Raw genomic sequence first — 20,878 nt, forward strand, 5'->3', positions numbered from 1 at the left:
AAGCCGTCCACGCCGGCGTCGACCATGCTGTTCAGGTAACCGGAGATCTTCCCGCGGACGTAGTCCGACTCGGTGTTCAGGTCGGACAGCGAGACGAGCTGGCACTCCTGGACCTGGGTGACGTTGTTCCAGTCGTTGATGCCCAGGTTGGCGTTGGGGCAGGGCGGCGAGCCGTGGAAGTCGGCACTGCTGTACGGGATGTTGCCGTACGTGTAGCCGGCCGGGTTGAAACTCGCACCGCCGTAGGAGCTGGTGCTGCTCTGGTTCACACCCGCCGTGTGGTTGATCACCGCATCCGCGTACACCTTCACACCGGCGTTGTGACAGGCCGTCACCATCGCCTTGAACTGCGCCTCGGTGCCCATCCGGCTGTTCAGCGCGTACGAGACCGGCTGGTAGACCTCCCACCACGGGTGCGCGCCGTTCAGCTTGATCGAGTCCTGCGGCGGTGCGACCTGGACGGCGCCGTAGCCCTTGGGCCCGAGCACTGTCGTGCACTCGTTCGCGACGGAGTTCCAGTTCCATTCGAAGAGGTTCGCGATCACATCACCGCCGTTCGGGACGGCGGCAGCCTGCGCACTGGCCTGGAACGCGACCGGTAGCACGGCCCCGACCAGCAACGCACCGGCGGCGAGCAGACCCACCGGCCCACGCCGGAAACGGGCTGCGAAAGCGGAGCCGGACGGGGGACGCGAGCTGGGGACAGGTCTCGGCTGGCGGATCAGATAGGACACCGACGGACTCCCTTGGGTGGAGGGCTGCTGCTGGGCGGTGGGGGCCGCGACCGGCTCGCCTCGGCGGGACGGCTGCGGCGCTCGACAGGTCGGAGGAGCTGGTGTTGCGGCGATCAAGCCCCTCGGAAGTACGCCGCGCACCACATCTCTGCAGAATCTTGCTGAAAGTTTCAGCAAGGCGATGCGAAACCTACGGGTGCCCTGATCTGACGTCAATACCTCTCGCAATGGCGGACGTTGGACGGGGCGGTCGACCGTGCGCCCGGAGCGCGGCGCGGCGGCCCCGCCTGCGACGACCTGCCCTGGGCGCCCGGACGACCCGGCTCCCGCGGTCATGGCGTCGCCTCACCCTCCAGAGGGCGCCGCCCTCGGCCAGGGGTGTCGGCCGCCGCCTACCGGACGGCTCGCCCCGTTCACGGATGGCTCGCGGCGTGTCACTTTGGACACTGTGCGTGACCCAGGAGTAGGGTGCGCGCTGCCGCTTCGGGGGGTCTGGAGCGGCGGTGCGGAAGGGGCCGGGATGTCTCGTCCTGTTCGGTGGGCGGTGACCGTCCTGGCGGCGGTCGTCATGTTCGTACCGTGCCGCTGGCCGGCCGGGTCGGCATCGTTCGACTGGATACCCGGGGCAGAGGTCGACCGGTGGGTGCTGGCGACCTTCGCCACCCTCGGGGCAGGAGTCGTGGCCGCCCCTGGTTCACCGTTGACGGTCCGCCAGGAGGCCACCGCGGCGCGAAACAGTCACGTCCACCGGGCCACCGGCGACCACCGCACGAACCAGCCCAACCCATGACCGCGGACGAGACGCAGCCGACCGGCATCCGGCAGGACGCCTCCGCCTCCGACCAAGGCCATGTGTACCAAGCCGGCCGCGACCTGCACATCATGAAGATCACCAGGATGCGCTCGCAGCGGCCGCCGGCCCCGGCCGCCCTGCCCGCCGGCCCCGAACACCTCGTCGGCCGACAGGCCGAGGTCGACGAACTGCTCGCCGCGCTCGCCCCGGACCATGTGCGCGCGGCCAGATGGGGAAGGACGCCCGAGTCGACGGGTGAGGTCCCGGGCGGATCGGCGACCGTGGTGGTGTCCGCGGTGGCGGGTCTGGCCGGGATCGGCAAGACCGCCCTCGCCCTGCACACCGCCCACGAAGCGGTGGCGCGGGGCATGTTCCCGGGCGGGGTGCTGTTCGTGACCCTGCGCGGCTACGACCCCGCCGGCCCCGTCAGCACGGAACGCGCCCTCGGAGCCCTGCTGCGTCAGCTCGGGACATCGGGCGACGACCTTCCCGGCGAGCTGGAGGAACTCGCGGCCCTCTACCAGTCCGAACTCACCGGACGCGCGCACGAGGCCGGAGCCGTCATGATCGTCGCCGACGACGCCTCCAGTACCGCCCAACTCACCGCCCTCATCCCCGCCCACCGCGCGCACCGCCTGCTCGTCACCTCCCGCAACACCCTCACCTCCCCCACCCTCCGGGCCAGGCTCGTACGCCTGGAGGAGTTGGACGCCACCGCCGCCGCCGAACTCATCCGCGAAGCCGTGGCCCTGGTACTGCCCGGAGACCGGCGCTGCACGGCCGAACCCGAGGCGCTGGCCGAGGTGGTGGCGCACTGCGGACGCCTCCCACTCGCCCTGCAGATCGCCGCCGCACTGCTGATCTCGGATCCGGGTCTGTCCGTCGCCACCCTCGCCGGCGACCTGGCCGGCACCCTGGACTCGCTCCAGTTCCACGACACCAGCGGGCAGTTGCTGGCGGTGCGTGCCGCCTTCGACCTCTCCCACCAGCGCCTAGCCCCCGAACCCGCCCGGGTGTTCGGTCTCCTGGGACTGTGCGTCGGCCCCGACCTGTCCACCGAGAGCGCCGCCGCCCTGACCGACCGGCCCGTACGTGAAACCCGCCGCACCCTGGCCGCCGTCGCCGCCGCCGGCCTCCTCACCGAACACCCCGTCGGCTCCGGACGCTGGCGCATGCACGACCTCATCCGTCTCTACACCGCCGAACTCGCCGATCCCCGCACCGAAGAGAGCCGGGCAGCCCTGGACCGGCTGCTACGGCGCTACACCGACCTGACGGCCGCCGCCGCCGACCACCTCAAGGCATTGCCGGGCGACCCACCCCCGGCCCACTTCGACGACCGTCACCAGGCACTCGCCTGGCTGGACGCCGAACACCCCATCCTCGTCGCCACCACCACCCGGCACCTGCCCGCCGCCCTCGCCCTGGCCTTCCACCTCCACGGCTTCCTGCTGGTGCGCCGGCACTTCGACGACGCGATCACCATCGCAGAACACTCCGTCACCACCACTCGCGACCAGGGCGACCGCCACCACGAAGGCCGGGCACTGAACAACCTCGGCCTCGCACTCCGCGAGGTACGCAGGTTCCAGGACGCCATCGACAGCCACACCCGAGCAGCGGCCATCTTCACCGACCTCGGCGACCGCCACCGCGAAGGCCGGGCGCTGAGCAATCTCGGCAACGCCATGCGGGAGGTGCGCAGGTACCCGGACGCCATCGACAGCCACACCCGCGCCGTAGCGATCTTCGCCGACCTCGGCGACCGCCGGCGCGAAGGCGTGGCGTTGAACAACCTCGGCGCCGCCCTGCGGGAGGTACGCAGGTTCCAGGACGCCATCGACGCCCACACCCGGGCAGCGGCGATCTTCACCGCCCTCGGCGACCGCCACCGCGAAGGCCAGGCACTGGGCAATCTCGGCAACGCCCTGCGGGAGGTGCGCAGTTTCCGGGAGGCCATCCACGCACACACCCGGGCCGTGGCCGTCTTCGCCGACCTCGGCGACCGCCAGCGCGAAGGCGTGGCGTTGAACAACCTCGGCGCCGCCCTGCGGGAGGTACGCAGGTTCCAGGACGCCATCGACGCCCACACCCGAGCAGCGGCCATCTGCCGTGACCTCGGCGACCGCCACCGCGAAGGCCAGGCACTGAACAACCTCGGCCTCGCCCTGCGGGAGGTACGCAGGTTCCGGGAGGCGATCGACGCCCACACACGTGCCGCCACCATCTGCCGCGAGCTCGGCGACCGCCATGGCGAAGGGCAGGTGTTGAACAACCTCGGCACCGTTCTGCAGGACGTGGGGAGTTTCGAGGACGCCGTCGACGCCCACACCGGGGCCCTCGCCATCTGCCGTGACCTCGGCGACCGCCACGCCGAAGGCCAGGCACTGAACAACCTCGGCCTCGCCCTGCAGGCAGTGCGCAGGTTCCAGGAGGCCGTCGACGCCCACACCCGGGCCCTCACCATCTGCCGTGACCTCGGAAACCGCCACGCCGAAGGCACAGCACTGACCAACCTCGGCAACGCCCTGCCGGAAGTCGGCAGGTTCGAGAGCGCCGTCGACGCCCACACCAGGGCCCTCACCATCTGCCGTGACCTCGGCGACCGCCACCGCGAGGGCACCGTGCTGAACAACCTCGGCAACGCCCTCCAGGACGTGGGCAGGTTCGAAGACGCCATCGACGCACACACCCGGGCCGCGGCCACCCTGGCCGACCTCGGCGACCGCCATGGCGAAGGTCAGGCGCTCAACAACCTCGGCAACGCCCTGCAGGACGTGGGCAGGTTCGAGGACGCCGTCGACGCACTCGGGCAGGCCGCGACCATCTTCACCGACCTCGGCGACCGGCACCGCGAAGGCGTAGCACGGACCAACCTCGGTCTCACCCTCCAGGACGCGGGCAGGTTCGAGGACGCCATCGACGCCCACACCCGGGCGGCGGCCATCTTCACCGACCTCGGCGACCGCCACCGCGGGGACCATGCGCAGTGGCATCTGGCCGATGCACTGGCGGAGGCGGGCCGGGCAGGTGGTTGGTGGCGTCGGATACGGGCCCGCTGGCGACGCTCGTAGCCGATCGCGCGAGGTGGGCATCTCCTGGCCTCACGAGCGGCGCCCGTGGGAAGAACCGTCACGGCCGTCGCTCGGATGAACTAGCGTCCTGCCATGGCAAGCAGTGTTCTCTCCGAAACCGAGGCAATCCGAAGGCTGCGCGCCATCCTCGACAGGTTGGTCGATGCCTTTGAGGGAAGCTTCACGATCGAGGAATCGGACGAGGGCAGTTGCTGGGTTGTCTCCGTCGCGCCGCTCCGGCAGGGGGCGTTTGGGTTCCCGTATCGGTAGGGAACAGGCCGAACTTGATCTTTAGCTTGTTTCGGCGTGGTTCTGGGTTGCCGACCTGGGCTGTTCTCGTGGTTTGCGGGTTCGCGGGATCGGTTTGCGGACCGTGTGGGCGTTGTGGGCGTGGGGTCGCTCGGGGGTTCCTGGGGCCGGGCAGCCCTGACCGGCCGGCAGCCGAGACGAGCACGGCGGCCGAGATGCGCGACGGAACGAAACGACGGGCCTCGCAGTCGGGTTGGCGCGCCCATGTCCCTCACAGGTCGTCTTGGCCCGCTGCTGCCGGGCGCCAGTTGACCTCCCCTCCGGTCGATAGGCTGACGGGATGACAGACGTTCTGGAGTTCGGCGCACTGCTCGCGCGTCTGATGGAGCACCGGACGCTCGACACCGCCGCGCTCTCGGCGGCATCCGGCACCGACAGGAAGGAGCTGCAGGCCGTGCTCGACGGGCGGCCGCCGGGCGGACGGCTGCTCGGGGACCTCGAGCCCGTCCTCGGCCTGCACATCGCGGACCTGTTCGTCCTGGCCGGGCAGCCGGTACCAGACGACCTGAAGCCGGTCACCCGCAATCCGCACTGGTCGGTCAGCCACGTCGTCTACAACATGACGGCCATGCCCGCCGAGAACCGGCACCGGCTGCTGGAGGCGATCCGGGCGCAGCCCCCGGTGCAAAGGGAGGAGCGAGGCGGGCCCGACCGGCCGCACCACCGGTACGAGCCGGGCTTCGGCGCGGTGCTCCTGAAACTCACGCACAGTCGCAACCTCAACTGGAGCTGCACGGCCAAGGCCCTCCACGCGGTCACCGACGGTCGGATCTACCGGGCGGCGTCCACGATCGGCGGGGTGGGCCGCGGCACCGTCGAAGCGACCCCCGAACTGGTGGCCGGCTTCGCAGGCGTGCTCGGCATTCCCGCCCCGGACCTCGCCGCGCTCGGCAGCGTGCACCTGCCGGACGACCTCACGCCGCTCCACCCACGCGCCACCGACGTGGCCGCGGTCATCTGGGAGGCCCGCGGCCTGACCACCATCCAGCTGAGAGAGGTCGAGCGCACCTCCCACCACCTGGCCGGCCGCTGACAGCGCGGCGGCGGCCAGGACGCGTCACGCTCTCCCCGTCGCCCGGCCTCCTCGTCGTAGGAGACCGCCGTTCGGATCCCCGGGCGGTCCCCATCCGGTGACTTCCACGCGCGTCGCGTGCCCCCGCACGTCCCACGACGGGTAGACCGCCTACACAGACGACGACGCAGCACCCCAGTGAGGAGAGCAGCAATGTACGCAGTGGTTCGGCGGTACGAAGGGGTCATCGATCCGGCCGAGGCGGGACGCCGGGTACACGAGGGGTTCGTACCGCTCCTGCGCCAGGTCCGAGGCTTCGTGGCCTACTACTGGGTCGACGCCGGGAACTCGGTGATGGTGTCGACGAGTGTTTTCCAGGACCGCGCCGGCGCCGAGGAGTCGACCGACAGCGCGGCCGGCTTCGTACGGGAGCACCTCGCTGACCTGCTCCCCACCCCTCCCCAGATCACAGCCGGCGAGGTCGTGGCCCACTCGTAGCCCTTTGCCGGGCGGCGCACCATGTCTCGTTCGATCCATCGGCCGCCTCGAATGCCAGGCCTGGTGGTGTCCCGAGCGGCCGGGCAGAGGATCTCGCCGTAGCCGCCCATCGGCATCAACGGCTCCAGCCGGTCCCGCATCGCGTCACTGATCGCCAACCGGACGACCCGATCCGATCGACTGCGCAGCACACCAGAGGGGCACGTCGAAGACTTGCCCTTCGACCAGTGTGGCTCTGAGCTGGAGTACTGGGTCAGCTTCGAGGAGTCGCAGTTCGAGAGTGCTGGGGGGCGGTCCGTAGCGCGACCGAAGGCCTCTCGAAGAAGGAGATCATCCGCTGCCTCAAGCGGTTCATCGCCCGAGAGGTCTACCAGGTCCTGACCGCACCCCGCACCCCGCACCCCGCACCCCGCACCCCGCACCCCGCACCCCAAGCATCACCGCTGAGCGGCTCACCACCGCTGCTCGACATCCAAAAGAGCATCATCCCCCCGGCGAGGTGCCGGCCGGACGGCCCAGAAGCTGGAACAGGACACCTCCGCCGGAAGGCTGGAAGGCTGGAAGGCTGGAAGGCTGGAAATGACTGTCCCTCACCATCCGGGAATTGGGCCGACATCGAGGTGGCGCCCGCCTCACTGGCTACGCTATGAAGATCCCTCAGGAGGGTCACGATCGCGTGGCCCGCGCGAACGGGGGATGTCACGTGAAGCCCATCGAGAGAAGTCGCCGCACGACGGTCCTGGCCTGCCTGACCGCGGTCGGCACACTCACCCTGGCCGCCTGCAGCGGCGGCGGGTCCGCGGTGGAGACCGCAACCTCCGCGCCCTCCACCACTCCGGCGGCCACCCCGACCGCCACTGCGAGCAGCGCGCCCGTCACCACGGCCCCCTCGGTCACCACGGCCCCTTCGATCACGGCGGCCGCACCGACGAGTCCCTCGGCCGCCCCGGCACCGGCCGTCTCCGGCCCGGCCCCGGGCACCACCGTCAAGATCGGCGACGCCGTCCGGCTGCCGTTCTCGTTCGCAGGCTCCGAGGGCGCCATCGCGCTCACGGTCACCTCGATAGAGAAGGCCGACCCGACCGACCTCGCCTCGCTGAGGCTCGACGACAACACCAAGGGCCTGGTGCCGTACTACATCCATTACAAGGTCACCAACATCAGCGACGCCGACCTCTCGTTCTCCAACCTCAGCCACATCAGCGGCCTGCTCGCGAACGGCACCAAGGCACCGGCCCTGATGGTCTTCGGGACCTTCGCCAAGTGCTCCGACGGCTCGCTGCCCAGCGAGTTCACCAACGGCAAGTCCGCCGAATTCTGCATACCGGTGATGTCCCCCACGAGCTCCAGGGTCGCGGCCGTCACATACTGGGACGACCCCTACACCCTCGACGAGGGCATCACCTGGAAGTGATCCACGAGCAGCCCTCATCGAAGGCGGGTTCCGCGGCACCCAGTTCAGGGCGCCGGCGACGCTCCCGGCCCGCCGCGCCCCACCGAGCGGCGGGCACAGCCAGCGGCGAGCGGGGTGCCCACGGTGGGCTACGACTCGGCGGGAGTGCCCTCGCCCCGGACCGCCGTGCCCAACGGCCACGCCTCGATGTCGCGGTAGTGGATCGGCCCGGGGCCGCGGCCGAAGTTGCTGCCGACCAGGTGGAGACGCTCGGTGCGCCACGGGCGGCCGACGAACCCGGTGAGGGCGGCCGCGGCCTGCGGCACGCTGGTGGGATCGTCGCGACGGGAGCGTGCCAGGGTCAGATGGGGGCGCAGCGGGCGGTCGCGGAACTCGATCCCGCAGGACCTGACCTGGTCGCGGACGTCGGCGGCGAGCAGGTGCAGTCCCTCCAGGTCCCCGTCGATCCCGCTCCACAGCAGTCGCTCGTCGAAGTGGCCGCCCCCGCGCAGGCCCAGCTGCAGGGCCGGGTGCGACGCGGCCCGGCCGGCCAGCACCGATCGCAGCAGGGGCACCGCCGTGGAGGGCAGTTCGCCGAGGAAGGCCAGGGTGATGTGCCAGTCCTCGATCCGGTTCCACCGCAGCTGCGGGTACCCGGCGTAGACGGGCTGCAGGGCCCGGGCCAGCTCGTCCTTGGCGTCGTCGGGCGGTGCCAGCGCCACGAAGACGCGCAGGGTCGAAGGCTCGGGGGGAACGTCCACCAGGGATTTCTAGCACGTCCGACCCTCCCGGCCGACGGGCGGACCCCGCCTTCGGCGAGGACGACGCGGCGGCGCCCGGAACGAACCGGGGGAACGACGCGTCGGATCCCTCAGCCGAGCGGCGGGACCGGCCGACCACACCCCCTTCCCCCTCTACCCGGATCCCTCCTCTGCCCCCGCAGGGTCCGTGATCGGGATCACCGCGCCGACCGGCCGTGCTCCAGGCGGCCGTCCACCCGCCGCGGTACGCCCAGCGGGTTGCCGTCGTGCAGCTCGGCCGGCAGGAGTTCCTGCGGGACGGTCTGGTAGCTGACCGGCCGCAGCCAGCGTCCGATCGCGCCCGCGCCGACCGAGGTCGACGTCGAGGTGGAGGCGGGGTAGGGCCCGCCGTGGTGCATGGCGGGGGCGACGGCGACACCGGTCGGCCAGCCGTCGGCCACGATCCGGCCGGCCAGCGGGACGAGGCTGCGCAGCAGTGCGGCGGCGTCCTCACCGCGCTCGTCGGCCGCGAACTGGACGGTGGCGGTGAGGTTTCCGTCCAACCGGGCGAGCACGACCGCCAGCTCGGCCGGGTCGCGGTAGCGGGCCAGTACGGTGACCGGGCCGAAGCACTCCTCCAGCAGCAGCGCGTGCGGGCCGTCGGCGGCGAGCAGCTGGGCGGGCACCGCCAGCACGCCGGGGCGGACGGCGAGCGGCGTGTCCGTGGTCGGCGCCTCGACCGCGGCGAGCAGTTCCTCGACGTCGGGCAGTGCGGCCCGTTCGCGGACGCCGGCCAGGAACGCCGTACGCATCCGGCCGTCGAGCAGCGGGGCGGCCGGGGCCCGGCCGGCGGCCTCGACCACGGCCTTCTCCAGCACACTGCCGTCGGCCTCGCCCGCGGGGATGAGCACCAGGCCCGGCTTCACGCAGAACTGGCCGTTGCCCAGGGTGAAGGAGGCGGCGAGGCCGGCGCCGATCTCGGCGGCTCGGCCGGCTGCGGCGGCCGGGGTGACCACCACCGGGTTGAGGCTGCCGAGTTCACCGTGGAACGGGATCGGTCGGGGCCTGGCCGCCGCGATGTCGTGCAGGGCGCGCCCGCCGCGGACGGAGCCGGTGAAGCCGACGGCGGCGGTGAGCGGGTGGCGGACGAGCGCGAGCCCGGCGTCGAACCCGTGCAGCAGGGAGACCACGTCCTCGGGCAGGCCGACGGAGGCGGCCGCGGTGCGCAGCAGTCGGGCGCAGAGTTCGCCGGTGGCGGGGTGGTCGGGGTGGGCCTTGACGACGACGGGGCAGCCGGCCGCGAGGGCGCTGGCGGTGTCGCCGCCGGGCACGCTGAAGGCGAGCGGGAAGTTGCTCGCGGCGAACACGGCGACGACACCGAGCCCGGTGCGGATCCGGCGCAGATCGGGGCGGCCGAGCGCGGGGTCGGCGTGGTCGATCACCACGTCGAGGTAGGCGCCCTCCTCGACGATCCCGGCGAATTCGCGCAACTGGTAGGTGGTGCGGGCCAGTTCCCCGGCGAGCCGGGGCGCTCCGAGGGCGCTCTCCGCGTCGGCGACGGCGATCACCTCGTCGGCGGCGCGCTCCAGGTGGTCGGCGGCGGCTCGTAGCAGGGCGGCGCGCAGCGGCCGGTCGGCCAGTGCGTGGGCGGCGCCGGCGGCGGCCCGTACGGCGCGGTCCACGTCGGACGAGCCGGCCTCGACGGCCACCTGCGCGCGGTGCTCGCCCGTGCGCGGGTCGGTGCTCCACACGGGCGCGGGCTCGGTTGTCGCCGGCCGGGTGGTCGAGGCGGTTTCGGTGGTCACGGCGCAGGCCTCCTCATCGGGGTGGCGGTCCGGTAGCGTCCGCTCCGGGGCCCGGGGAGGGCCCTGCGAGTGGTCTGTGCCACAGTGTCCACACACCATGCATTTGTTCAGTATGCTGAACGCCATACAACTCGTTGAACTCGCGGGACGATACGCCGCGCGACAAAGGGGGTCAAGGGCATGACCACACCGACCAGCCCGGGCGCCGGCACCGGTGCGCAGGTGAAGTCCGCCGTGCGCACCGTCGAGCTCCTGGAGTACTTCGCCGGGCACACCGGCATGCACAGCCTCACCGAGGTGCAGGAGCAGACCGGATACCCGAAGAGCAGCCTCTACATGCTGCTGCGCACCCTGGTCGAACTCGGCTGGGTGGAGACGGACGCGACCGGCACCCGGTACGGCATCGGGGTGCGGGCGCTGCTCGTCGGCACCTCGTACATCGACGGCGACGAGGTGGTGGCGGCGGCCAGGCCGACGCTCGACCGACTGGCCGACGACACCTCGGAGACCATCCACCTGGCCCGCCTGGACGGCACCAACGTGGTCTACCTGGCGACCCGCCAGTCCCAGCACAGCCTGCGCCCGTTCACCCGGATCGGACGGCGGCTGCCGGCCCACTCCACCTCGCACGGCAAGGCGCTGCTGGCCACCCACACCGACGAGCAGGTCCGCCGGCTGCTGCCGGCCGAGCTGGAGCCGCTGACCGAGCACACCCACACGGACCGCGAGAAGCTGATCGAGGAGCTGCACGGGATCCGCGAGCGCGGCTACGCGGTCGACCGCGAGGAGAACACGCTCGGCCTGCGCTGCTTCGGCACCGCGATCCCGTACCGCAGCCCGGCGCGGGACGCGGTGAGCGTGTCGGTGCCGATCGCCCGGTTGACGCCCGGCCGCGAGCAGATGATCCGGGACGCGCTGCTGGACGCCCGCGACCGGCTCACCCTGGCCACCCGACACCTCTGACGAACCGTCACCCTCCGGCGGCGCCCCGCACTCCGCGTGCGGGGCGCCGCCGTTTGCATGCCCGCCGGACTTATTGACAAGGCCGCGCCCCGCTCTCTAGTGTCCGGCCATGGATGCGATCAGGATTCATACTTGTGAACCTGACGGCGGCGCCTCGCCGCGCATCCCCTCCCGGTGCGCCCGCCCGCGCGCCGCTCCCCCACCAGCGCGCGCCCTGCGCCAAGCGCCGCACTCCCAGGACGAGGAGCCCACCCATGCGCGTCTCCCGATCGATCCGGCCGGCCGGCACCCTGCTCACCGCGACCGTCCTGTGCCTCGGCCTCGCCGTCGTCTCCGCCCCCGGCGCCGCTGCAACCGGCTCCGGCCCCGGCCGCGCCGTGCTCGCCCCCAACGACGGCTGGGCCTCGGCCACCACCGGCACCACCGGCGGCTCCCAGGCCGACGCCGCGCACACCGTGACGGTCCGGACCCGGGCCCAGCTGGTCGCCGCACTCGGCGGCGGCAACGCCACGAACGGCTCCAACGCCATCCCGAAGATCATCTACATCTCGGGCACCATCGACCTCAACTCCGACGACTCCGCCGGGCACCTGAGCTGCCAGGACTACAGCACCGACGGGTACTCGCTGGCGGCCTACCTCGCCGCGTACGACCCCGCGGTCTGGGGCACCGCGACGGAGCCGTCCGGTGCCCAGGAGGACGCCCGCGCGGCCTCGGCGAAGCTCCAGGGCGAGAAGGTCCAGATCAACGTGGGCTCCAACACCACGATCGTCGGCGTGCACGGCGGCCGGCTGCTCGGCGGCGGCCTGGTGGTGAAGAACGTCGACAACGTCATCATCCGCAACCTCACCGTCGAGGACGCCGCCGACTGCTTCCCGCAGTGGGACCCGACCGACGGCGCCACCGGCAACTGGAACTCGCTGTACGACGCCGTCGCGCTCTACAACGCCACCCACGTCTGGGTGGACCACAACACCTTCACCGACGGCGCCAACCAGGACGCCGCCCAGCCGCTCTACTTCGACCGGCCGTACCAGGTCCACGACGGCCAGCTGGACATCACCAAGGGCGCCGACCTGGTCACCGCGTCCTGGAACGTCTTCAAGGACCACGACAAGACCAACCTGGTCGGCAGCAGCGACAGTTCGACCGTCGACGCGGGCCACCTGCGGGTCACCTTCCACCACAACTTCTGGCAGAACACCGTCCAGCGCTCGCCCCGGGTGCGCTTCGGCCAGGTCGACGTCTACAACAACTACTACACGCCCAAGTCCGGGGACTTCGAGTACGCCTTCGGCGTCGGCAAGTCCTCGCAGATCGTCGCCGAGGCCAACTACTTCAAGCTGCCCGCCGACATCGCCGCCGCCAAGCTGATCTACAACTGGGGCGGTACCGCGCTGACCGACTCCGGCAACCTCGTCAACGGCAGGGTCACCGACCTGATCGGCGCGTTCAACACCGCCAATCCGACCAAGCCGCTCGCCGCCGGCGCGGGGTGGACGCCCACCCTGCGCGCCCAGGTGTCGCCCGCCTGCGCCGTCCCCGGGCTGGTCACCGCCAGGGCCGGCGCCGGCCGCATCTGATCCGCTCCACCTCCACCGCTCCCCTGCCTCCGTTCCGCGGGCCCCGGCGCGCCCCCCCCCGCGCCGGGGCCCGCTCCTCCCCGCCCGGCCCCGACCGGCACCCCGCGCCCGACCGCCGCCCGGGAGCCCCGCCACCACCAGGGAGAACCGCCGTGCCCCTACCCCGCCGCACCCTCCTGCTCGGCACCACCGCCGCGCTCACCACCGCTCTGGCCACCCCCGCCGGAGCCGCCACCAGACGGCTCTTCGGCCCGTACGGCACACCGGCCGCCCGCCTCAACTCCCTGACCCTGTACGTCGACCCGGGCGGCCGGGGCGACCACCGCACCCTCCAGGCCGCCGTCGACGCGAGCAGCCCGGCGGGCGGCGGCGTGATCGTGCTCGCCGCCGGAACGTACCGCGAGCGGGTCCTCGTCCCGCCGTCGCGCCCGTCCCTGACCCTGCTCGGCGCGACCGGCCGGGCCGCCGACACCGTGATCGTGCTGGACACCGCGGCCGGCACCCCGAAGCCGGGCGGCGGCACCTACGGCACCACGGGCAGCGCGACCGTCACACTCCAGGCCGACGGCCTCACCGCCCGCCACCTCACCTTCGCCAACGACTGGCTGCGCGCCGCGAATCCCACCGTCACCGCCACCCAGGCCGTCGCCGTCAAGGTCACGGGCGACCGCTGCGCCTTCCACCACTGCCGCTTCCTCGGCCACCAGGACACCCTCTACGCGGACTCGGCCAACCTGTCCGCCTTCGCCCGGCAGTACTTCGACCACTGCTACGTCGAGGGGGACGTCGACTTCGTCTTCGGCCGCGCCACCGCCGTCCTGGACCACTGCGAACTGCGCACCCTGGAACGGGACGTGACCTTCACCCCGCAGGGCTTCGTGTTCGCACCCAGCACGGCCCGTGCCAACCCGCGCGGGTTCCTGGCACAGCACTGCGCCTTCACCAGTACGGCGGCCCCGGGCGCCTTCCGGCTCGCCCGCCCGTGGGTGCCGAGCAGTGACCCCACCGCCCATCCGATGCTGACGGTCCGCCGGAGCAGGATCGGCGCGGGCATCCATGCGCCGGCGCCCTACACCGACATGTCCGCCGCCTACCCCTGGCAGCAGCAGCGGTTCGCCGAGTACGCCAACGAGGGCCCTGGCGCGGCGATCACCGTACCGGCCGAGCGACCCCAACTCAGCAGGGAACAGGCGGCGTTGCACACCCGCGAGAGCTACCTGACCGGCACCGACGGCTGGACGCCGTGGGCCTGACCGACCCCAGCGAATCGGAGACCGATCCATGACCAGTCACAGCCGCCGCCGGTTCGCCGCCGCGGCCGCCGCCCTGCCGCTGCTCGCCGCACTCCCCGGCACCCGGGCCGAGGCGGCGCCGCGCCGCACCACGGTCTTCGTGGCCGGCGACTCCACCGCCTCCGTCTACGCCGCCGACCTCGCGCCCAGAGCGGGCTGGGGCCAGGCCCTGCCGGTGTTCACCGCCTCCCGGCTCACCGTCGACGACCGCGCCCTCTCGGGAGCGAGCTCCAAGAGCTTCGCGGACCTGGGGCTGCTGGACGCGCTGCTGGAGGACGTCGGCCCGGGCGACCGCCTGCTGGTCTCCTTCGGGCACAACGACGAGAAGACCGGTGACCCGGCCCGGGGCACCGATCCGTACACCACCTACCAGGAGTACCTGGGCCGCTACGTCGAGGGCGCCCGCCGCCGCGGCGCCCTGCCCGTACTCGTCACCCCGGTCGAACGCCGCCGTTTCGACGCCGCCGGGCACGCGTACGCCTCGCACGGCCGCTACCCGCAGGCCATGCGGGACCTGGCGAGCCGGGAGCGGGTGCCGTTGATCGACCTCCAGGCGCTGAGCCTGGCCCGCTGGGAGGCGCTGGGGGCGGAGGCGAGCAAGGAGTACTTCCTCTGGTCCGCCGCCGGCGAACTCCCCACCTACCCGGACGGCGTGGCGGACAACACGCACTTCCAGGCCCACGGTGCGATCGAGGTCGCCCGTCTGATCGCCCGTGAGCTGCAGCACCGGCACCTGCTGCCGCCCGGCAGCCTGCGCCGCCTCGGCGACCGGCACATCGCGGACGCCGAGCTGCACTGGCCGCCGGCGGCCTGACGGGCGCCCCGCCGCTCCCGGCCGGCGGGCGGCGGGGCGCCCGTCAGCCGAGGGCGCGGAGCGCGGCGGCCGCCTTCCGCAGGTCCTCGTCGGAGGCCAACCCGGCGTGGTAGAGGCGGAGTTCGGTGGCTCCCTCGGGGACGTGGAGGCCCGCCGGGTCGCCGCCGGCGCCCGCGATGATGCCGAGGTTCGCCGCCAGCACGGACCGGGCCGGCATCAGCGCCGCCGCACCGGAGGCCAGGGGCGCCGGGACGACCAGGCCGTCCGCGAACTCCATGACCCGGGGCACCTCCACGCCGCAGTTGGGACCGCTGTGGTGCGCCTGCGGATCGGCGTGCAGCAGGATCCGGAACCCGGGCCCGGCGACGGCCCGGACGGCCTCGACCGCCGTCCGCTGGAACGCGTACGCCGCCGCCGTGCGGTGGGCGAGCGCCGCGGCGGCCAGGTCGTCGCCCAGCAGCGCCGCGATCCGTTCCTGCTCGCTGCCGCCGGACGGCTCCGCGCCCCCGCGCCAGAGCGGCTCCAACACCGCCCGGACGGCGACCCGCAGCGCGGCGGGGTCGGCGCCGGCCGCGGCGTAGCCGCGCTCGCACGCCGGGCAGAAGCACAGCGACATCAGGTACTGCCCGACCGGGCCGAGCGGCACACCGGCGATCTTGTCGTGGGCGTGCAGGTGCGCGAGTCCGTACCAGCCGCAGGACTCCAGCTCCACGCCGCCCGCCCCCGGCCGCACGGCGGCCTCGGCCGCCAGCAGCGCGGCGTACTCGACCACCTCCGGCTGTGCGACGCAGAGCGCCCAGGGGTAGCGCTCGCCGTAGGCGTTGCGCACCGCGATGCGCGGATTCTCGTCGCCGAGACGCGAGTTGTGGGCGAGCACCACCCAGGAGTGGACATCGATCCCGGCCTCCGCCAGGGCCGACCGGGCGGCCTCGAACGGATCTGCGCCCGGCACCCAGCCCTGCTCGTACGGGCGCAGTGCCCGCCCGCGCCAGCGGGCCGGCTCGGGCCGGTAGTAGACGGCGGAGTGCCGGGCGGTGACGATCCGGGTGTCCGGGTGGCGCGGGGTGAGCGCCCGGGTGGAGTGGTAGGCGGCGGCGAGGGTGGCCTGCCGGACGCCGAGCGCGGCGAGCCGCCGCGGGGCGCCGGGGTCGCCCACGACGTCCCAGGGGTAGAGGAAGGCGGAGCTGCGCACGGCCGGTTCTCCTGGACTGGATCGGAGGGAACGTGGGCGCCGGGGCCCGGCGCCCACGGGCGGTCCTGGTCAGATCAGGGTGCGGGCCCGCTCCAGGAGTGCGGCGAGCTGCGCGATGTGCTCGGGCGCGGCCTCGGTGAGCGGGGAGCGGACGCCGCCGACGTCGAGGCCGTCCATCCGCACACCGGCCTTGACCAGCGAGACGGCGTAGCCGCGCCCCTGGTTGCGCAGTTCGACCAGCGGCCGGTAGAAGCCGTCCAGCAGGCGGTTCACGGTGTCGTCGTCGCCGCTGCCGAGCGCCTTGTGGAAGGCCAGGGCGAGGTCGGGGGCGAAGCAGAAGACCGCCGAGGAGTAGAGGGTGATGCCGATGCCCCGGTAGGCGAGGCCGGTGAGTTCGGCGGTCGGCAGGCCGTTGAAGTAGCGGAACGGCAGGCCGGGACGGGCGGTGCGGACGGCGCTGACGATCCGCTGCATCCGGTCGAGGTCGCCGATGCCGTCCTTGAATCCGACGATGTTGTCGACCTCGGCGAGCCGGACGACGGTGTCCGGGTCGAACACGGCGTTGTCGCGCGCGTAGACGATGATCTCCAGCTCGGTGGCCTCGGCGAGCGCGGTGTAGTGCCGCAGCAGGCCCTCCTGCGAGGGGGTGACCAGGTAGGGCGGCATGGCCAGCACGCCGTCGGCGCCGGCGCGCTCCGCGCGGGCGAGGAACTCCAGGGCGAGGGCGGTGCCGTGGCCGACGCCGGCCACCACGGGGACGGCGCCGGCCGCCTCCTCGACGGCGGCGGCGACGACGCTCTCGTACTCGTCGAGGCCCAGCGCGTGGTACTCGCCGGTGCCGCAGGCGGCGAAGACGGCGACCGCGCCGTGGTCGATGCGGGACCTGACATGGGCCCGGAAGGTGGGGACGTCGATGCCGCCGTCGGGCCCGAAGGCGGTGACGGGGAAGAAGAGGAGGCCGTCGAGGCGGTCGACGAGGGGCGGGACGATTTCTGGCATGGCGGGTGCTCTCCGGGACTCGGTGGAGGGTGGAGGGGTTTCTGGGGGTCTCAGCGTTATACATCATTCTGACCGCTGGACACATCCGTGAACGCCGAACTGGCCAAAGCGCCCTCGATTCCGCGGATTTCCCGGGCTGTATCAGGGGGTTGACGGCGGGACAGCGCAAACCTAGGGTGTCCAAGCATGTGAACTCTGTCCATGAGCGTGTCGCCTTCGTGTCGCCTTCATGGCAGCGGCCTCCCCGAGACACCGTCACACCCCCTGCCCCCACCGCACTTCGCCGTGCCGAGCTGCCGACTCCCGCTGCCGGGACCCCCGCCGTCGGGGCCCCGGCACCCGTGGAACCGGCCCGAGAGGAGGCGAGCTCACCGTGGCTCTCGCCGACAGGACCACCGTCAGGCCGCCCGCCGTCGGGCCACCACCCACCGGGCAACGAGGGCCCCGCCTGCGCAGGGCCCTCGCCCCGTACGCACTCATCGCCCCGACCGTGCTGCTGCTCGCGGTCTTCCTGCTCGTCCCCGTGGGCAGCGTCGTCTACTACGCACTGCAGCACCACGTGGTCAACGAACCGTACGACGACGCCTTCGTCGGCCTCGGCAACTTCAGGACGATGTTCGGCGACGAACGCTTCTGGAGCAGCCTGGCGTTCTCCGCCAAGTGGGTCTTCGCCGAAGTCCTGCTGCAACTGCTGCTCGGTCTCGCCCTGGCACTGATCGTCAACGAGACCTTCGTCGGCAGGGCGATGGCCCGCGCGCTGGTCTTCTCACCCTGGGCCGTCTCGGGCGTGCTGACCACCAGCATCTGGATGCTGCTCTACAACCCCGCCACCGGCGTCTTCCACTACCTCTCCGAGATCGGCGTCGGCAACGCCGGCACCTCCGTCCTCGGCAACCCCGACACCGTGTTCGGCGCCGCCGTCGTCGCCGAACTCTGGCGCGGCGTACCGTTCTTCGCCATCCTCATCCTCGCCGACCTGCAGTCCGTGCCCAAGGAGCTGTACGAGGCGGCCTCGATCGACGGCGCCGGCCGGGTGCGCAGCTTCCTGCACGTCACGCTCCCGCACCTGCGCGACGCGATCGTGCTGGCCACGCTGCTGCGCTCGGTCTGGGAGTTCAACAACGTCGACCTGCTGTACACCCTGACCAACGGCGGCCCGGCCGGCGCGACCACCAGCCTCCCGCTGTACGTCGCGCAACTCGCCCGCAAGTCCTACGACTTCGGGTACGGCTCGGCGCTCACCACGGCGGCGTTCGTGATCCTGCTGTTCTGCTCGGTGCTCTACCTGCGGCTGAGCAAGTTCGGACGGCAGCGGTGACCGGCCTGCAGCACGCCCCCCTTGACCGGACCGCACCCGTGGAGAGCCCCGCCGTGACCACCGCCACCGCCGTCCTCCCACCGGCCGCCGCCCGCCGGGGCGAGCGGGGCAGCAGGTTCCTGCGGCTGTTCCTCCCGCTCGGCCTCTACCTGGTCTTCACCGTCGTCCCCTTCTACTGGATGCTGCTGTTCGCCCTGCGGCCGGCCGGCTCCACCTCGCTGCTGCCCTGGCCGCTCACGCTGGAGCACTTCGGCACGGTCTGGAACGACATGGGCTTCCGGGTCTACTTCCAGAACAGCGTGTGGATCGCCCTGTTGACGCTGCTGTTCGTCACCTTCTTCGCCCTGATGGGCGGCTACGCCCTCGCCAGGTTCGAGTTCCGCGGCCGGCGGCTGTTCATGCTCGCGCTGCTCTGCACGCAGTTCGTGCCGGGCGCGATGATGCTGATCCCGCTCTTCAACATCTTCCAGACCCTCGACCTGATCAACTCCCGATGGAGCCTGATCATCGCCGAGAGCACCTTCCAACTGCCGCTGGCGATGATCCTGATGAGCGGCTTCGTCCGGAACGTCCCGGTCGAGCTGGAGGAGTCCGCGATGGTGGACGGCTGCGGCCGGATCCGCGCCTTCCTCGCCGTCGTACTGCCGCTGCTGCGCCCGGGGATCGTCGCCGTCGGCTCCTTCGCGTTCATCGGCAGCTGGAACAACTTCCTCTTCGCCCTGATGTTCCTCAACGACCCGGAGCTGCAGACCGTCCCGGTCGGACTGCAGACCACGATCGGCGAGAACACCGTCGACTTCGGGGCTCTGGCCGCCGGCGGGGTGGTGGCCGCCGTCCCCGTCGTCCTGGTCTTCGCGGTCGTCCAGAAGTACCTCGTCCAGGGCATGAGCGCCGGCGCCGTCAAGGGCTGAGCACCACCCGGCTCACCCCCGGTCGAGCACGCCGACCGAGCACGTCGACCGAGCACGTCGACCCAACGCGCCGACCCAACGCGCCGACCCGACGCGCCGACCGAGCACCCCACCCGTCACCCACACGTCAGGACCCCCTCATGTCCAGCATCCTGCGCACCACCGCCGCCGCCCTCGCCGCCCTCGGGCTGCTGACCGCCTGCAGCTCCACCGGATCGTCAGCCGACTCGGGCGGCGGCGCGAAGGTCACCATCACCTACTGGGACAACAACGCCGGCCCGGCCAGAACGCCGCTGTTCCAGCACCTGATCGACGAGTTCGAGAAGGCCAACCCGAACATCACCGTCAAGTACGTCGGCGTCACCAGCTCCGAGGTCGCCGAGAAGTACAACACCGCGATCGCCTCCAGCAGCACCCCGGACGTCGGTGGCGTCACCACCGCGCTGCTCGCCTCGCTCACCGCGCAGAAGGCGCTCGCCCCGCTCGACGACCTGTACGCCAAGAGCTCGTTGAACGGCAAGCTCGCCGCCAACTTCCTCGCCACCTCGAAGGCCGCGAGCGGCGGCAAGGGCCTGTTCCAGCTGCCGTCCTCCGGCAACCAGGACGTCATCTGGTACCGCGCCGACAAGTTCAAGGCGGCCGGGCTCGCGGCACCGAAGACCTGGGACGAACTGTTCGCCGACGCCGCCAAGTTGACCGACAAGGGTGCGAACCAGTACGGCTTCACCATCCGCGGCGGCTCCGGCGCCGGCTTCCAGGTGCTCTCGGAGGCCTACGCCTACTCCGGGGTGGCCGAGATGTTCGACGCGAGCGGGAAGTCCACGGTCGACGACCCGAAGAACGTCGCGCTGATCGAGAAGATCGCCGCGCAGTACAAGACCACCACACCCGAGGCCGACGTCTCCAACGCCTACCCGCAGATGCTCGCCCAGTTCCAGGCCAACCAGGTGATGATGGTGCACCACAACCTGGGCTCCACCAAGGACGTCAAGACCGCACTGGGCGACAAGGTCGCGGGATTCCTGCTGCCGGCCGGCCCTGACGGCACCAGCGTGCTGGCCAACCCCGTCGACGGCTTCGGCCTGTTCAAGAACTCCAAGCACCAGGCGGAGGCCTGGAAGTTCATCGAGTTCCTCGACTCGCACGCCTCCAACAGCTACTGGAACGAGAACGTCGGCCAGATCCCCGCCAACACCGAGGCGTACGCCGACGAGTGGTACGCCAAGTCGGGCATCACCAAGGAGGCCGGCGACCTCCTCAACGCGTCCGGCACCAAGCTCGTCCAGCCGCCGGTCTACCTCCCGCAGTACTCGAAGATCACCAAGACGGACGCCGAGCCCGCCTTCCAGAAGGTCCTGCTCGGCAAGATGTCCGCCGCCGACTTCGCCAAGAGCGTGGCGGACGCCCTCAGCAAGGCCCAGGCCGACTACAAGTCCAAGAACGGGTGA

General features: G+C 71.9%; 17 protein-coding genes and 1 pseudogene. 13 read left to right on the top strand and 5 right to left on the bottom strand.

All coding sequences use genetic code 11. From position 1 onward, the window contains the following. The coding region (locus ACFTWP_RS16805; protein WP_380265300.1) for an alpha-amylase family glycosyl hydrolase at positions 1–644 on the bottom strand (644 nt) is incomplete at its 3' end. A gap of 876 nt (positions 645–1,520) precedes the next feature. Here ACFTWP_RS16805 and ACFTWP_RS16810 point away from each other — a divergent pair. The 6 genes and pseudogenes from ACFTWP_RS16810 to ACFTWP_RS16835 all read left to right on the top strand — a co-directional run bounded on the left by ACFTWP_RS16810 (position 1,521) and on the right by ACFTWP_RS16835 (position 7,834). Beyond that, complete coding sequence (locus tag ACFTWP_RS16810; RefSeq protein ID WP_380265302.1) at positions 1,521–4,601, top strand: tetratricopeptide repeat protein; 3,081 nt, start codon at positions 1,521–1,523, stop codon at positions 4,599–4,601. A 93-nt stretch (positions 4,602–4,694) separates the two neighbouring features. After that, a complete protein-coding gene (locus tag ACFTWP_RS16815; protein WP_380265303.1) occupies positions 4,695–4,871 on the top strand; it encodes a hypothetical protein in 177 nt (58 codons plus the stop codon). A 319-nt stretch (positions 4,872–5,190) separates the two neighbouring features. Then, positions 5,191–5,943, top strand: coding sequence for a hypothetical protein (locus tag ACFTWP_RS16820; RefSeq protein ID WP_380265304.1), 753 nt, complete (start codon positions 5,191–5,193; stop codon positions 5,941–5,943). 192 nt (positions 5,944–6,135) lie between these two features. After that, a complete protein-coding gene (locus ACFTWP_RS16825) occupies positions 6,136–6,420 on the top strand; it encodes a hypothetical protein (protein WP_380265305.1) in 285 nt (94 codons plus the stop codon). 308 nt (positions 6,421–6,728) lie between these two features. Beyond that, a pseudogene (locus ACFTWP_RS16830) lies at positions 6,729–6,836 on the top strand (IS110 family transposase); the annotation flags it as partial. A 287-nt stretch (positions 6,837–7,123) separates the two neighbouring features. After that, the gene (locus ACFTWP_RS16835; protein WP_380265306.1) at positions 7,124–7,834 is read left to right on the top strand and encodes a hypothetical protein; all 711 of its coding nucleotides are present in this window, start codon (positions 7,124–7,126) and stop codon (positions 7,832–7,834) included. A gap of 128 nt (positions 7,835–7,962) precedes the next feature. Here the strand turns inward: ACFTWP_RS16835 and thpR are convergent, their stop codons facing one another. Both thpR and ACFTWP_RS16845 read right to left on the bottom strand, forming a co-directional pair. Next, the gene (gene thpR, locus ACFTWP_RS16840; RefSeq protein WP_380265307.1) at positions 7,963–8,574 is read right to left on the bottom strand and encodes an RNA 2',3'-cyclic phosphodiesterase; all 612 of its coding nucleotides are present in this window, start codon (positions 8,572–8,574) and stop codon (positions 7,963–7,965) included. Positions 8,575–8,771: 197 nt separating this feature from the next. Then, positions 8,772–10,304 (bottom strand): aldehyde dehydrogenase (NADP(+)), encoded by a 1,533-nt coding sequence (locus ACFTWP_RS16845; RefSeq protein WP_380265414.1) that lies wholly within the window; start codon positions 10,302–10,304, stop codon positions 8,772–8,774. A gap of 234 nt (positions 10,305–10,538) precedes the next feature. Between ACFTWP_RS16845 and ACFTWP_RS16850 the strand changes: the two genes are divergently transcribed. From ACFTWP_RS16850 to ACFTWP_RS16865, 4 genes are all read left to right on the top strand, one after another. Then, the gene (locus tag ACFTWP_RS16850) at positions 10,539–11,321 is read left to right on the top strand and encodes an IclR family transcriptional regulator (protein WP_380265308.1); all 783 of its coding nucleotides are present in this window, start codon (positions 10,539–10,541) and stop codon (positions 11,319–11,321) included. A 254-nt stretch (positions 11,322–11,575) separates the two neighbouring features. Beyond that, positions 11,576–12,904: a polysaccharide lyase family 1 protein gene (locus ACFTWP_RS16855; protein WP_380265309.1), complete on the top strand. Its 1,329-nt coding sequence runs from the start codon at positions 11,576–11,578 to the stop codon at positions 12,902–12,904. Between the two features lie 152 nt (positions 12,905–13,056). Next, positions 13,057–14,157, top strand: a complete 1,101-nt coding sequence (locus ACFTWP_RS16860) for a pectinesterase family protein (protein WP_380265310.1) — start codon at positions 13,057–13,059, stop codon at positions 14,155–14,157. Positions 14,158–14,185: 28 nt separating this feature from the next. Next, entirely contained in the window at positions 14,186–15,010 is an 825-nt protein-coding gene (locus tag ACFTWP_RS16865) for a rhamnogalacturonan acetylesterase (RefSeq protein ID WP_380265311.1), read from the top strand. Positions 15,011–15,053: 43 nt separating this feature from the next. On the opposite strand, the gene ACFTWP_RS16870 is transcribed toward ACFTWP_RS16865, so the two are convergent. Both ACFTWP_RS16870 and ACFTWP_RS16875 read right to left on the bottom strand, forming a co-directional pair. Then, the gene (locus tag ACFTWP_RS16870) at positions 15,054–16,202 is read right to left on the bottom strand and encodes a hypothetical protein (protein ID WP_380265312.1); all 1,149 of its coding nucleotides are present in this window, start codon (positions 16,200–16,202) and stop codon (positions 15,054–15,056) included. A 69-nt stretch (positions 16,203–16,271) separates the two neighbouring features. Continuing rightward, positions 16,272–17,201, bottom strand: a complete 930-nt coding sequence (locus ACFTWP_RS16875) for a 5-dehydro-4-deoxyglucarate dehydratase (RefSeq protein WP_380265313.1) — start codon at positions 17,199–17,201, stop codon at positions 16,272–16,274. A 373-nt stretch (positions 17,202–17,574) separates the two neighbouring features. Here ACFTWP_RS16875 and ACFTWP_RS16880 point away from each other — a divergent pair, with 373 nt between their 5' ends. The 3 genes from ACFTWP_RS16880 to ACFTWP_RS16890 all read left to right on the top strand — a co-directional run bounded on the left by ACFTWP_RS16880 (position 17,575) and on the right by ACFTWP_RS16890 (position 20,878). After that, on the top strand, positions 17,575–18,519 hold the full coding sequence (locus tag ACFTWP_RS16880) for a carbohydrate ABC transporter permease (RefSeq protein ID WP_380265314.1): 945 nt from the start codon (positions 17,575–17,577) through the stop codon (positions 18,517–18,519). 5 nt (positions 18,520–18,524) lie between these two features. Further along, complete coding sequence (locus tag ACFTWP_RS16885) at positions 18,525–19,430, top strand: carbohydrate ABC transporter permease (RefSeq protein WP_380265415.1); 906 nt, start codon at positions 18,525–18,527, stop codon at positions 19,428–19,430. 140 nt (positions 19,431–19,570) lie between these two features. Then, entirely contained in the window at positions 19,571–20,878 is a 1,308-nt protein-coding gene (locus ACFTWP_RS16890; RefSeq protein ID WP_380265315.1) for an ABC transporter substrate-binding protein, read from the top strand.

Origin of the sequence: Kitasatospora sp. NPDC057015 (genome assembly GCF_042673745.1) — a bacterium.
GTDB lineage: Bacteria > Actinomycetota > Actinomycetes > Streptomycetales > Streptomycetaceae > Kitasatospora.